This is a genomic window from Kitasatospora sp. NPDC034533 (assembly GCF_055575155.1).
Window position 1 is genome coordinate 1 of record NZ_JBVITE010000106.1, and the last position, 13,358, is coordinate 13,358.

Genomic DNA, 13,358 nt, shown 5'->3' on the forward strand with positions numbered 1-13,358 from the left:
GGCCCGGCCGCTACGAGATCCTGGAACCGAGTCCGTGCCGCGCCATTGGAAGCCGGACAGTTGGGGGGATTCCCCTATCGAACGCCCTCTGAGAGCAAGGCGGGCAGGCGCCTCCCCGAGCGGCCGCAGAGCTCCCGCAACGAGCAAGAATATCCCCCATCCAAACGACGCCCCCGGCACAGGAAGTCGGACCCGCCGACTTCCTGTGCACGCGACGCCCCCGCCACACAGGCGCCGGGCCACCGAACACCGGCAGGGCGGGCAGGCGCAGGAGCGGGCCCACGCAACGGGCAAGGACATCCCCCGTCCAAAACGACGCCCCGCACAGGAAGTCGGACCGGCCGACTTCCCACGCACGGGCCGCCGCAGTCACACCCCCACGGCGCCGGGGAGGTCGGCCAGGGTGTGCAGGACGTGGATGCCCCCGTGGGCCGGAACGGACCGGGAGGCGGTGCGGTCGAGCCAGAAGGGGTGCAGGCCGGCGCGGTGGGCGCCGAGGGCGTCGAGGGCGTAGTTGTCGCCGACATGGGCGACGTGCTCGGGCGGCAGGCCCAGGCGGGCGCAAGCGGCCAGGAAGATGCCGGGGGCGGGTTTGGCTTCGCCGTGTTCGTCGGAGCAGACGACGGCGGTGTCAGGGAAGTGGTGCAGCAGGCCGGTGGCGTGGAGTTTGCGGCGCTGGTGGGCGGTGGAGGAGTTGGAGACGATGCCCAGGCGGTGGGTGGCGGCGAGGGCCGCGAGGGCGGGGGCGGCGTCGGGGAAGGCGGCCTGGGCGGCGTCGCGGTGGGCGGCGTAGCCGGCGAACCAGGCGGCGGCGCCCTCGTCGGTCATGGCGCCGGTGGTCTCGCCGAGGCGGGCGAGGAAGCGGCGGGCGCGTTCGCGCTGCTGGCCGGCGAAGGTGAGTTCGCCGGCCAGGAAGCGCGCGTACTGCTCGTCGGTGACCTCGCGCCACAGCGCCACCGCGTCCTGCGGGTCGGGGAAGCGGCGCAGCAGGTCGAGGTGGTGGAGGTGGGCGAGGATGCCGGCGCGTTCGGAGCCGGTGTAGTCGAAGAGGGTGTCGTCGACGTCGAAGAGCACGCCGTGGATGGGCATGGGGGGCCGGGCCTTCCGTTGCCGGGTCGGGGGGCTCCTCATGGTCCCGTACGGGCGGGAGTCAGGCGTCGAAGCGGATCTCGGGCCAGTGGGGTGAGGGCGCGTCGAGCAGGGCGGTGGGGATGGCGCGCAGGTGGAGGTTGAAGTGGGCGGTGAGGTAGGCGCGTTGGGCGGCGACGGCGCGGTGGGGGTCGCCGGTGCCGAGGAAGTGTTCGAGCTGGTCGGCGGGCCAGGCGAAGGCGGGTTGTCCCTGGGGGATGAGCAGTTGCAGGTCGCAGTAGGACAGGTGGCCCGAGCGGGTGAGGGTCAGGCGGCGGCGCCAGCCGGTCAGGTGCGGCCACAGGGTGTCCCACATGGTGTCGCGGGTGGGGCTGTCCCAGGCGGAGGCCATCAGCAGCAGGGGGCGGCTTTGGTCGGCGGTGGCGCTGGTGCCGAACAGGGGGCCGTCCAGGACGGCGCCGGCGAGGATGCGGGGGTCGTCGTGAAGGGCCTGGGCGGTGGTGGCGCCGCCCATGGAGTGGCCGAACATGCCGACGGCGTCGAGGTCGAGGGCGTCGTCGAGGCCGGCGGGCAGGGGGCCGTGGTGGAGGTGGTCGAGGAGCCGGCGGATGTCGGCGGCGCGGTAGGCGACGATCTCGGCGTCGGTCATGGCCTGGACGCGGGCTTTGTCGCGTACTTCGAGGCGGTGGCCGGGGAATTCGACTTCTCCGGCGTCGAAGGTGTGGTCGAGGGCGGCGACGACGTGGCCGTGGGAGGCGAGTTCCTCGGCGAGGGCGGTGTTGAAGGAGCTGTCGGCGCCGGAGCCGTGGGAGTTGAGGACGACGGGGTGGCGGCGGGTGCGGTCGGCGGGTGCGCCGGGGTGGGCGTGGGTGGTGGGCCAGGTGAGGAGGGCGTCGGGGACGTTGAAGTAGGCGGCTTGCAGGTGGGCGGTCTCGGCGGGGCTCATCCAGGGTTCGTGGGGGCCGCGGGTTCCGGGGGCGGCGGGGTACCAGAGGCGGGCGCGCAGTTCGCGGGGGCGGGGGGTGGGGGCCCAGGCGTCGGTGCGGGCGGGGTCGCTCAGGTGCAGTTGGGCGGTGCCGACGGGGTGTGTTCCGGTGGGGGCGGGCAGTCTCAGGTGCGGCGGGGCGCCGACGCCGACGGTGGCGCCGGCGCCGGCGGTGGCGGCGCGGGCGGGTGCGGCGCCGACGGTGGCGGTGGCGGCGGTGGCGGCGCCGAGGGCGAGCGTTGCGAGGACGCCTCGGTGGGTGAGGGGGTGGCCGGGTCGGGGGGCGGTCATGGGCGCGGCTCCTGGGGATGGTCGGCGCACGGGTCGGCGCTGGGGTCGGTGTGCGCGTCCACCGTGCCGATCCCGCCCGTCCGGGCGCGTCCGCCCGGGGCAGGAGCGGCCCGTGCCGGGGTGCGACCGCAGGTCTACTCCCCCGGTGGCAGCCGGTGCGGCCCGCCCCTTAGGGTCCAACCGCCTTCTGCCGCAGGGGTGTTGCGCCGGCGGCGGCCAGGAGGGCGTCGAGCAGGCCGGGGAAGCGGGCGTCGAGGTCGGTGCGGCGCAGGCTGACGAAGCGGTTGCGGCCGGCGACGCGGGTGGTGGTGACGCCGGCCTCGCGCAGCACCCGCATGTGGTGGGAGACGGTCGACTTGTGGAGGTGGTCCAGGCCCAGGTCGCGCGGGGCGCAGGAGTGCTCCTCGCCGTCGGCGTAGCTGAGCAGCAGGGTCATCCGGACGGGGTCGCCGAGGGCGTGCAGGACGGTGACGAGGTCGATGTCGGCGGTGGTGGGCTGGGGAAGCCGCTCGTCCTCGCTCATGGCGCGCGCTCCTGGGGTCCGGGGTCCGGGACGGGGGAAGGAATGGTTTGACAATCATCCACCCATCCCCGAATGTTTGACGAACGTAAAACTGTTGGATGTCGGTCCAACAGTCCGTTCCTTTTGCGCCCCGGGGGGCCCTCCCGTGCCCGTACGTCTGCTCCTGCTCGCCCTCGGCACCTTCGCCATGGGCACCGATTCGATGGTCGTCGCCGGCATCCTCGGCCCGATCTCCGCCGACCTGGGGGTGTCGGTGCCCGCCGCCGGCCAGCTGGTCACCGTCTTCGCGCTCGGCTACGCGCTGCTGGCCCCGGTGCTGGCCACCCTCACCGCCCGCTGGCCGCGCCGGCGCCTGCTGCTGACCGCGCTCGCCGTCTTCAGCGCGGCCAACGCGCTCAGCGCGCTCGCCCCCGGCTACGGTCTGCTGCTGGCCACCCGGGTGCTCGCGGCGGCCGGCGCCGCCCTCTACACGCCCACCGCCAACGCGGTGGCCACCACCCTGGTCGCCCCCGAGCGGCGCGGCCGGGCGCTGGCGACGGTGCTGGGCGGGATGACGGTGGCCACCGCGCTCGGGGTGCCGCTGGGCACCTGGGTGGGGCGCGCCGACTGGCGGATGACGATGTGGCTGGTCACCGCGCTCGGCCTGGCGGCCCTGGCGGGCCTGGCCCTGCTGCTGCGCGACCTGCCCGCCCCCAGCGCCGCCCCCACCCTCAAGGCCCGCCTGGCGCCGCTGCGCCGGGGCCGGGTGCTGGGGGCGGCGGCCACCACGCTGGTGTTCTTCCTCGCCTTCCAGAGCGTCTACATCTACCTGGCCACCGCCGTGTCGGGCGCCACCGGCGGCGACGCGAACCGGCTGAGCCTCATCCTGGCGACCAGCGGCGTGATGTCGGTGGCCGGCAGCTGGCTGGGCGGGCGCCTGGTGGACCGCCTGGGGGTGCGGCGGGTGCTGCTGGCCGGCTCGGCGATCGCCGCGAGCGCGTTCACCGCGCTGCCGTGGCTGGGGCGCAGCATGCCGGGGGCGCTGGTGTACGCGATGGTGGTGCCGCTGGCGGGGTGGGCGGTGTCGGTGGCGCTGCCGCACCGGCTGGCGTCGATCGATCCGTCGAACGCGCCGCTGCTGCTGTCGTTGAACAGCAGTGCGCTGTACCTGGGGACGGCGGCCGGCGGGGTGGCGGGGTCGGCGGCGGTGGCGGTGCTGGGCGGGCGGTGGTTCCCGTTCGCGGCGGCGGTGCTGGCGCTGGCGGCGTGCGCGGTGGCGGCGGCGACCACGCGCGGTGAGGGGGCGGGCGCCGAGGAGGAGACGGGCGCCGAGGAGGAGACGGGCGCCGGGCAGGAGGCGGCCCGGCCGCAGGGGCCCGCCCGGGTGTGAAGCGAGAGCGCCGCCGCCCCGGCCCGGCACAGGAACCGGATCGGGGCGGCGGCGTCACGTCCAGGCCGGGGTCAGCCGCGCAGGACCTCGCCGACCAGGGCGCGGGCCTCGTCCTGGACGCGGGCGAGGTGCTCGTCGCCGTGGAAGGACTCGGCGTAGATCTTGTAGACGTCCTCGGTGCCCGAGGGGCGGGCGGCGAACCAGGCGTTCTCGGTGCAGACCTTGATGCCACCGATCCGGGCGCCGTTGCCGGGCGCCTCGGCGAGGACGGCGGTGATCTTCTCCCCGGCGATCTCGCCGGCGCCGACGCGTTCGGGGGACAGCCGGGCCAGGCGGGCCTTCTGCTCGCGGTCGGCGGGGGCGTCCACGCGGGCGTAGGAGGGGGCGCCGTGGCGCCGGGTCAGGTCGCGGTAGTGGGCGCTGGGGGTGGCGCCGGTGACGGCGGTGATCTCGGAGGCGAGCAGGGCGAGCAGGATGCCGTCCTTGTCGGTGGTCCACACGCCGCCGTCGCGGCGCAGGAAGGAGGCGCCGGCGCTCTCCTCGCCGCCGAAGCCGATCGAGCCCTCCAGCAGGCCGTCGACGAACCACTTGAAGCCGACCGGGACTTCGACCAGGGGGCGGCCGAGGTCGGCGGCGACGCGGTCGAGCATGGAGGAGGAGACGAGGGTCTTGCCGACGCCCGCGTCGCCGGGCCAGTCGGTGCGGTGGCGGTAGAGGTAGTCGACGGCGACGGCGAGGTAGTGGTTGGGGTTCATCAGGCCGCCGTCGGGGGTGACGATGCCGTGGCGGTCGGCGTCGGCGTCGTTGCCGGTGGCGATGGCGTACTCGTCCTTGCGGCCGATGAGGGAGGCCATCGCGGCCGGGGAGGAGCAGTCCATGCGGATCCTGCCGTCCCAGTCGAGGGTCATGAACCGCCAGGTGGGGTCGGTCACCGGGTTGACGACGGTCAGGTCCAGGCGGTGGGTGTCGGCGATGCGCTCCCAGTAGGCGACCGAGGCGCCGCCCAGCGGGTCGGCGCCGATGCGCAGGCCCGCCGCGCGCACCGCGTCCAGGTCCAGGACGGAGGGCAGGTCCTCGACGTAGGCGGTGAGGTAGTCGTGGCGCCCGGTGGTGGCGGCGGCCAGCGCGCGCGCGTAGGGGACCTTCTTGACGCCGCGCATGCCCTCGCGGATCAGTTCGTTGGCGCGGTCCTGGATCCAGCCGGTGGCCTGGGATCCGGCCGGGCCGCCGCTGGGCGGGTTGTACTTGAAGCCGCCGTCGCGCGGGGGGTTGTGGGAGGGGGTGATGACGATGCCGTCGGCCAGCGCGCGGGGGCTGCGCCGGTTGTGGGCGAGGATCGCGTGGGAGACCGCCGGGGTGGGGGTGTAGCCGTCGGCGGCGTCGATCAGGACGTGGACGCCGTTGGCGGCGAGCACCTCCAGGGCGGTGGCCTTGGCCGGCTCGGACAGGGCGTGGGTGTCGGCGCCGAGGAACACCGGGCCCGCTACGCCCTGTTCGGCCCGGTACTCGCAGATCGCCTGGGTGGTGGCGGCGATGTGGTCGTCGTTGAAGGCGCCGTCCAGCGAGGAGCCGCGGTGCCCCGAGGTCCCGAAGGAGACCCGCTGCCCGGGCTCCTGCGGGTCCGGGTTGAGCGCGTAGTAGGCCGTCACCAGCCGTGCCACGTCCACCAGATCACCGGGCTGTGCCGGCTGCCCTGCCCGTGCGTGTGCCATCCGTCTTCTCCCGCCGAAGGTCGGTGATGCGCGGGTGGGTGACCCGCGCGGTGTGCCTGCCCGTGCTCACCGATCGTAGCCAGAACACGACGGCGCCCCGAACCGCTCGGGCGGTCGGGGGCGCCGTAGGCGGCCGGAAGGACAGCCTTCAGACGGGCTTAGGACGGACTTCAGATTGGCGTCAGGCGGGCGTCAGGCGGGCAGCTGCTGGCGGTAGGGGGCGAGCGCGGGGGCGGTGGTGGTGGCGAGGAACTCCGTCACCCGGTACTCGGTCAACCCGGCCCGCACGAACGGGTCTTCGGCCACCAGGGCCTCGACGGCGGCCCGGTCCCCGCCCGCCGCGAGGATCACCCCGCCGTCGCGCGGCACCTTGCGCCCCGAGGCGAGGAAGGTGCCGTCCGCGTAGTGCGTCTCGAGCCAGGCGACGTGCTGCGGCAGCACGGCGTCGATGCGCTCCAGGTCGGCGGTGTACGTCAGCTCCAGTACGAACATGCCCACCAGGCTAGACCCGGGCCGCGCACCGGCCCCGGGCGGGCCCGGCGGGAGGGTGCCGAGGGGCCGGGGGTGGCCCGCCTGCCCGAGGCGCGGCGCGCCCTGCTGGAGGAGGCCAGGGCGGCCGCCGCGCGCATCCCGGCCCACGCCCCCGCCCACCAGCGGCGGATCCGGGAGTACACGGTGGCCGAGCTGCGGCGCGCCGAGCAGGAGCTCGGCGGTACGGGCCAGTAGGTGATCACCCGATGGTTGCGGTACAACAATCCCTATTTGACGACCGATCGGAGTACCCCTGATATGAGCAGGTCAGGACTGTCGCGCCGCGCCCTCCTCGCCGCCGGCGGCGCCGGCGCCCTCGCCGCCGGCGGCGCCGGCGCCCTCGCCGCCGGCGGCGCCGGCGCCCTCGCCGCCGTCACCGGCTGGAACACCGCCACCGCCGCCTGGGCCACCGAACCCGGACCCGACGTCGCCGAACTGCCCGCCCTGGACGGCACCATGACGCTCCAGGGCGCCGGCCTGGAGCGCTTCTCCTCCGACTTCGGTCACCTCGTCACCGCCGCCCCCCGGGCGGTGCTGCGCCCCGGCTCGGTGCGCGACGTGCAGCAGCTGGTGGCCTTCGCCCGCCGCCACCGCATCCCGGTGGCCGTCAACGGGCAGAGCGGGGACCTCGCGCAGTTCGGCGCCGCCGGTCTGGAGTCGCACTCCAGCTACGGGCAGGCCAACCCCCGCGGCGGCATCGCCATCGACGCGCGCGGGCTGGCCGGCGTCGTCTCGGTGCGGGCCGGGCGCGCGGTGGTCGGCGCCGGCACCACCTGGGCGCAGGTGACGGAGGCGGGCCTGGCCGAGGGCTGGGTGCCGCCGGTGCTCCCGGACTACCTGCACCTGTCGGTGGGCGGCACGCTGAGCGTCGGCGGCATCGGCGGCGGTGTGCAGCGCTACGGCATGCAGGTCGACAACGTGCTGGAGCTGGACGTGGTGACCGGCACCGGCGAGCTGGTGACCGCCTCCCCCACCCGCAACCGGGAGCTGTTCGAGGCGGTGCTGGCCGGCGGCGGCCAGGTCGCCGTCATCGTGCGCGTCACCCTCGCCCTGGTGAGGGTCCGCGAACGCGCCCACGTCTTCTCCCTCCACTACGACGACCTCGACGCCTACCTCGCCGACCAGCGCAAGGTGCTGGCCGACGGCCGCTTCGACTACCAGGTCGGCGACGTGACGCGCAGCGCCGACGACACCCGCTGGCTCTACAAGGCCGAACTGGTGGCGCTGCGCGACGCCGGGCAGGGCGTGGACCGGGCGGCGCTGCTGGCCGGGCTGAACCCGGCGAGCACCGAGGTCGTCGAGCAGAGCTGGCGCGAGTACGCCTACCGGGTCGACGGCTTCGCCGGCTACCTGCGCGCGGCCGGGTTCTGGGACCTGCCCAAGCCGTGGCTGAGCCTGTTCCTGCCCGCCTCCACGGTGCGCGCCTTCATGACGGAGGCCGCCCAGGTGCTGACCGGCGCCGACGTGGGCGCCGGGCTGCTGCTGTTCTACCCGTACAAGCGCTCCGCGGTGAAGGCGCCGCTGGCGGTGCTGCCGCAGCAGGAGGTGGGCTGGCACTTCGACATGCTGGCCTTCCCCGGCCCGGGCTCGGACACCGCCGCGATGCTGGAGCGCAACCGGCGCCTGTACGAGCGGGCGGTGGCCCTGGGCGGCAAGCGCTACCCGATCGGCGCGGTGCCCGGCCTCACCCAGGCCGACTGGCGGCGCCACTACGGCGGCCGGTGGGACGCGGTGGTGCGCGCCAAGCGGCGCTGGGACCCGGCGGGCATCCTCACCCCCGGCCAGGGCATCCACGCCTCCTGACCTGCCCTGACCTGCCCGACCCGCCGGGCCGGGGGCCCGGGGCCCGGCGGGCCCGGCGGGTCAGGTGATCTCCAGCTGCGCCATCATCCCCATCGCCGAGTGGTCCAGCAGGTGGCAGTGGTACGGGTAGCGGCCGCGGTAGGAGTCGAAGGAGGCCTGAAGGCGCACGCTCTCACCGGGCATCAGCCGCACCGTGTCCTTCAGCCCCGCCTCCCCCGGCCCCGGCGGCGCGCCGTTGCGCGACAGGACGCGGAACTGCACCAGGTGCAGGTGGAAGTTGTGCGGGATGTCGGTGTTGGCGTTCACCACCGTCCAGATCTCCGAGGTGCCGAACGCCACCCGGGCGTCCACCCGCGCCGGGTCGTACACCCGCCCGTCGATCAGCCCGCGCGGGGCCAGGCCCGCCGCGCCCTCCTCGACCTTCAGCACGACGGTGCGCTCGCGCGCCACCGGGCCCAGCGGCGGCAGGGTGCGCAGCCGGTCGGGAACACCGGAGGGGTCGGGGGCGGGGCGCCCGACGTCGAAGCGCAGCACCTGGCCGACGTGTTCGGCGGGGCCGGGCGGCATGGAGTTGGTGAGCACGACGCCGGTGCCGGGGCGGTAGCGGGAGAAGTCGATGACGACGTCGGCGCGCTCCCCCGGTGACAGGTCGATCGTGTCGGTGGTGTGGGGGCTCTCCAGCAGGCCGCCGTCGGAGCCGATCTGGGTGATCGGTCCGCCGTCGGCCAGGCGCAGGGAGAAGAAGCGCAGGTTGGAGGAGTTGAGCAGGCGGATGCGGTAGCGGCGGGCGGCGACGTCGACCCTGGGCCAGGGGCGGCCGTTGGCCAGGATCGTGGCGCGCCCCTCGGCGTCGTCCATCCGGTAGACGAGGGCGCCGGCCGCGTCGAAGCGGGCGTCGCGCAGGGCGATGGGCAGGTCGTAGCGGCCCGAGGGCAGCGGCAGCGCCTCCTCGGTGGCGTCGGTGAGCAGGTAGCTGCCGGCCAGGCCCCGGTAGACGTGCTCGGACTCCAGGTGGTGGGCGTGGTCGTGGAACCACAGGCTCGCGTGGCTCTGGTCGTTGGGGTAGGTGTAGGTGCGGGTGGCGCCGGCGTCCAGCAGGTTCATCGGGCCGCCGTCGCTGTCCGCCGGGACGGCGCTGCCGTGCAGGTGGACGGAGACCGCGTCGTCCAGCAGGTTGGTCTGGCGCACGATCACCGGCCGCCCGGAGCGGGCGCGGATGACGGGGCCGGGGAAGGCGCCGTTGTAGGCGAGGACCTCGGTGCGGCGCCCGGGCAGGATCCGGGCGTAGGAGCGCAGCATGGTCACCGCGTAGGTGTCGGCGCCGCCCGCGGTGGAGACCGGGGCGAGGAGCGGGGGCAGCGGCAGCGCGGTGGTGAACTTCGGTGCCAGCGCGGGGCCGGCGTCCGGGCCCGGGTCCGGGTCCGCCGCGGCGGCGCCCGCCGGGTGGGCGCGGGCGGCGTCCGTCTGCGCGGCGGCCGAGGCGGGCGGGCGCAGCGCGGTGCGGGCGAGCAGGACTCCTCCCCCGGTCGCCAGGGCGGCGCCGATCATCCTGCGTCTGGTCACCATCGCGTCGTTCCTCCCGCGTGTGTGCGCCCGGCCTGGGTGAGGGCGGGTGGGTCGGCGGCCCTCGTCCCGGTGGGGGCGCCTGGTCCGGTGGGGCCTGGGGCGGCCCGGTCCGGGGGTGAATTGCAGCAGCGGCGGCTAGCGCGGGGCTGGGGTCCGGGTGGGGCGGGAAGCGGCCGCACCGGGGCCGGTGGGGTGGGGCGTGGGGTGGTCCGGGGGCGGGGCGGGGGGTGAGCTGCGGGTGTTGCGGGTGCCTTGCGCGGGCCGGTCACCGTGGGCTGAAGACGCGGTCGAGGCGTGCTCGAAGGGCGCTCGGCACGCGGTGGACGCTCGTACTCGCCAGGGGCCCGGCGTGCTGCTCACACCCGCGCGCCGGGCGCCCCGGCGGGGATCTCGATTCTTCGAATGACCCATTCGTCAACGACCCGACGGGAAGGGCCGGAGCGTGGACCTGCGGTACTGGCTGGGGAGGGCGGCCGAGGTCGCCGAGCGGTGGGGCGAGCGGTTCGGGCCGCTGGAGCCGCACCCCTCGCACCTGGTGGACGAGGCGGACTTCGCCGCCGCGTTCGAGCGCTTCGCCAAGCGCCTTGAACACAACTACCCGTTCTTCCATCCGCGTTACGCCGGGCAGATGGTCAAGCCCCCGCACCCGGCGGCCCTGGTGGGCTACCTGGCGGCGATGCGCTTCAACCCCAACAACCACGCCTACGAGGGCGGTCCGGCCACCAGCGACATGGAACGCGAGTGCGTGGCGCAGCTCGCCGCGATGTTCGGCCTGCCGGCGCACGTGGGCCATCTGACCAGCAGCGGCACCATCGCCAACCTGGAGGCGCTGTACGTGGCGCGCCAGAGCCACCCGGGGCTGGGGGTGGCGTACAGCGCCCAGGCCCACTACACCCACAGCCGGATGTGCCACGTGCTGGGGGTCGAGGGGCACGCGGTGGCGGCGGACGCCGAGGGGCGCATGGACGTCGGCGCGCTGGAGGAGGTGCTGCGCACCGGGCGGGTGGGCACGGTGGTGGTCACCTGCGGGACGACGGGGCTGGGTGCGGTGGACCCGGTGCACGAGGTGCTGGCGCTGGCCCGCCGTTACGGGGCGCGGGTGCACGTGGACGCCGCCTACGGCGGGTTCTTCGCGCTGCTGGCCTCGGACGGGGCGCTGGCCGCGTCGCTGGGGGTGGACCGCGCGCCGTGGCGGGCGATCGCCGGCTGTGACTCGGTGACGGTCGATCCGCACAAGCACGGTTTGCAGCCCTACGGCTGCGGGGCGGTGCTGTTCGCCGACCCGGGTATCGGGCGCCACTTCGCCCACGACTCCCCGTACACCTACTTCACGGACGCCGAGCTGCACCTGGGCGAGATCAGCCTGGAGTGCTCGCGGGCCGGGGCCTCGGCCGCCGCGCTGTGGCTGACCCTGCAGTTGCTGCCGCTGACCGCGCAGGGCCTGGGCGCGGGGCTGGCCGCCAGCCGTCGCGCCGCCCTCGCCTGGGCAGACCTCATCGACTCCAGCGAGGAGCTGACGCTGTATCAGCGGCCTCAGCTGGACATCGTGACGTCCTTCCCGGCCGTCGCCGGGGCGCCCTCGCTCTCGGCCATCGACGCGGCCGGCGCGTTCGTGCTGCGCCAGGGCATGGCCGACGAGGCGGACCCGGTGTACCTGAGCGTGCTGCGCGTGGACGCCGCCGACTTCACCCGCCGCCACCCGGGGGTGCGCGCGGACGCGGGCGGGGCGCGGGTGCTGCGCAGCGTGCTGATCAAGCCGGAGGCGGAGGGCTGGGTGGCGCCGCTGCACGCGCGGGTCGCGGCCCTGGCCGCCCGCGCCGTCGCGCCGCCGGGGGCCGGCGCCGGGCGGGCCGGCGCTGCGCCCGGCGCCGGCGCGCCCGCTGCCGTGTCTTCCCCTTCCTCCGCCCCCTCGTCCGCCGACCTGCCCGAGGAGAGTGCACGTTGACCACCGCCACCGCCCTGCCCGCCACCGGCGCGGGCACCGCCCCGCCGCCCGCCGCGCACCCGCTCGTGCGCCCGGGGCGCCCGGGCGAGGAGGACGCGATCGCCGCCGTGCTCGCCGCGGCCTTCGCCGACGACGCGCTGATGCACTGGGCGTTCCCCGACCCCGGCCACCGGGCCCGGGTGATGCCCGCGTTCTTCCGCGTCCACACCGGGCGCTGCCTGGCCCGCCGGGGCGTCCTCGTCGCCCACCGCGCCCCGGACGACGGCAACGGCAACGGCACCGGCAACGGCGACGGCGACGACGGTGGCGGTGACGGTGACGGTGACGGCCTCGGAGCGGGCGGCATGCTGGGGGCCCTGCTGTTCCTGCCGCCCGGCTCCTGGGAGGAGGGCGAACACGACGGCCACGCTGACACGCTCGCCGACGCCCACCTCGCCGACGCCGCCCTCGCCGAGGCGATCGAGGCCCCCGCCCACCCCCTGGAAGCCGCCCGCCTGGCCGCCATCACCCGCCTCCAGGCCCGGCGCCACCCCCGCCACCGCCCCCACCACTACCTCGCGTTCGTCGGCGTCCACCCCGACGCCCGCGCCGCCCGCACCGGCCACGCCCTGGCCCGCGCCTTCCGCGCCGAGGTCGACACCGCCGGCCAGGCCGCCTACACCGAGACCAGTTCCCCGGCCGGCGCCCGCCTGGCCGCCGCCCACGGCTTCACCCCCTTCGGCGCGGCCATCGCCCTGCCCGGCGGCGGACCCCGCCTGGCGCCCGCCTGGCGAGGCCCCCGATGACCGCCGGCGCCACCACCGCCGGCGCCCTGCGCCTCCACAGCGCCGAGCACATCGACGCCGGCCACGCCGCCGACCGCCCCGAAGCCGCCGAGACCCTCGCCTGGGCCCGTGCCTTCCTCACCACCGCCCACCCCGACCTCGGCCGCAGCGGCCCGGTCTGCCCCTACACCCAGCCCTCGCTGCGCCGCGGCCTGTTCCACCTCGCCCTCGCCGACGACGACGCCCTCGCCCCCGGCCGGGACCTGCCCGCCCTGGTCGCCGAACTGCGCGCCCACTACGACGCGCTGCTCGCCGGCCTCGACCAGGACTCCGACCGCGAACTGCTCACCGTCCTGCTGGTGCTGCCGCAGCTGGACCGCGAGGACTCCACCGCCCTGGACGAGCTCCAGCGCAAGGCCAAGGACGAGTTCGTCGAACAGGGCCTGATGATCGGCCAGTTCCACCCGGCCTGCGAGGAGCCGGGGCTGTGGAACCACTCCTTCAGGCCGCTGCGCTCCCCCGTCCCGCTGCTCGCGGTGCGCAAGCTGCTGGTCTTCGACCTGCCGTTCCTCAGCGGCGACGAGACCCACCTCGACCACTACCTGGCCCGCTTCGCCCCCGAGGTCCCCGCCCGCATCCGCGCCCAGCTCGTCACCGGCATCGCCGGCCGGCAGGCCGCCTGACCCCCCTCCCCCTGCGCGGGGGGGGGGGGGGGGGGGGGGGGGGGGGGGGGGGGGGGCAGGGGGGGGGGGGGGGGGAGAGAAAAGGGTGAGAGAGAGA

Annotated in this window: 12 protein-coding genes; 6 read left to right on the forward strand and 6 right to left on the reverse strand. The window is 75.7% G+C overall.

Annotation, left to right across the window (positions count from 1 at the left end):
• Window positions 1-369 precede the first annotated feature (369 nt).
• The 3 genes from ACZ55U_RS37340 to ACZ55U_RS37350 form a co-directional block, all read right to left on the reverse strand.
• Window positions 370-1,089 carry an HAD family hydrolase gene (locus ACZ55U_RS37340; RefSeq protein WP_465533782.1) on the reverse strand — a complete coding sequence of 240 codons (720 nt, stop codon included), beginning with the start codon at window positions 1,087-1,089 and terminating at the stop codon, window positions 370-372.
• A 61-nt stretch (window positions 1,090-1,150) separates the two neighbouring features.
• A complete protein-coding gene (locus tag ACZ55U_RS37345) occupies window positions 1,151-2,365 on the reverse strand; it encodes an alpha/beta hydrolase family protein (RefSeq protein ID WP_465533784.1) in 1,215 nt (404 codons plus the stop codon).
• A 169-nt stretch (window positions 2,366-2,534) separates the two neighbouring features.
• Window positions 2,535-2,888, reverse strand: a complete 354-nt coding sequence (locus ACZ55U_RS37350; RefSeq protein ID WP_465533786.1) for an ArsR/SmtB family transcription factor — start codon at window positions 2,886-2,888, stop codon at window positions 2,535-2,537.
• A gap of 145 nt (window positions 2,889-3,033) precedes the next feature.
• Here ACZ55U_RS37350 and ACZ55U_RS37355 point away from each other — a divergent pair, with 145 nt between their 5' ends.
• Window positions 3,034-4,257 carry an MFS transporter gene (locus ACZ55U_RS37355; RefSeq protein ID WP_465533788.1) on the forward strand — a complete coding sequence of 408 codons (1,224 nt, stop codon included), beginning with the start codon at window positions 3,034-3,036 and terminating at the stop codon, window positions 4,255-4,257.
• Window positions 4,258-4,328: 71 nt separating this feature from the next.
• Here the strand turns inward: ACZ55U_RS37355 and pgm are convergent, their stop codons facing one another.
• Window positions 4,329-5,969 carry a phosphoglucomutase (alpha-D-glucose-1,6-bisphosphate-dependent) gene (pgm, locus tag ACZ55U_RS37360; RefSeq protein WP_465533790.1) on the reverse strand — a complete coding sequence of 547 codons (1,641 nt, stop codon included), beginning with the start codon at window positions 5,967-5,969 and terminating at the stop codon, window positions 4,329-4,331.
• A 192-nt stretch (window positions 5,970-6,161) separates the two neighbouring features.
• The gene (locus ACZ55U_RS37365) at window positions 6,162-6,461 is read right to left on the reverse strand and encodes a YciI family protein (RefSeq protein WP_465533792.1); all 300 of its coding nucleotides are present in this window, start codon (window positions 6,459-6,461) and stop codon (window positions 6,162-6,164) included.
• Between the two features lie 72 nt (window positions 6,462-6,533).
• On the opposite strand from ACZ55U_RS37365, the gene ACZ55U_RS37370 reads away from it, so the two are divergent.
• On the forward strand, window positions 6,534-6,695 hold the full coding sequence (locus tag ACZ55U_RS37370) for a hypothetical protein (RefSeq protein WP_465533794.1): 162 nt from the start codon (window positions 6,534-6,536) through the stop codon (window positions 6,693-6,695).
• Window positions 6,696-6,758: 63 nt separating this feature from the next.
• Complete coding sequence (locus ACZ55U_RS37375; protein ID WP_465533796.1) at window positions 6,759-8,303, forward strand: FAD-binding protein; 1,545 nt, start codon at window positions 6,759-6,761, stop codon at window positions 8,301-8,303.
• Between the two features lie 60 nt (window positions 8,304-8,363).
• Here ACZ55U_RS37375 and ACZ55U_RS37380 read toward each other — a convergent pair whose 3' ends face one another.
• Complete coding sequence (locus tag ACZ55U_RS37380; protein ID WP_465533798.1) at window positions 8,364-9,869, reverse strand: multicopper oxidase family protein; 1,506 nt, start codon at window positions 9,867-9,869, stop codon at window positions 8,364-8,366.
• Window positions 9,870-10,311: 442 nt separating this feature from the next.
• Here ACZ55U_RS37380 and ACZ55U_RS37385 point away from each other — a divergent pair, with 442 nt between their 5' ends.
• From ACZ55U_RS37385 to ACZ55U_RS37395, 3 genes are read left to right on the forward strand one after another with little or no spacing between them, the layout of a single operon-like run.
• Complete coding sequence (locus ACZ55U_RS37385; protein ID WP_465533800.1) at window positions 10,312-11,814, forward strand: pyridoxal phosphate-dependent decarboxylase family protein; 1,503 nt, start codon at window positions 10,312-10,314, stop codon at window positions 11,812-11,814.
• Window positions 11,811-12,599, forward strand: a complete 789-nt coding sequence (locus ACZ55U_RS37390; RefSeq protein WP_465533802.1) for a hypothetical protein — start codon at window positions 11,811-11,813, stop codon at window positions 12,597-12,599. The genes ACZ55U_RS37385 and ACZ55U_RS37390 overlap by 4 nt, the downstream gene beginning before the upstream one ends.
• Complete coding sequence (locus tag ACZ55U_RS37395) at window positions 12,596-13,261, forward strand: DUF6875 domain-containing protein (RefSeq protein WP_465533804.1); 666 nt, start codon at window positions 12,596-12,598, stop codon at window positions 13,259-13,261. The genes ACZ55U_RS37390 and ACZ55U_RS37395 overlap by 4 nt, the downstream gene beginning before the upstream one ends.
• Window positions 13,262-13,358: the final 97 nt, after the last annotated feature.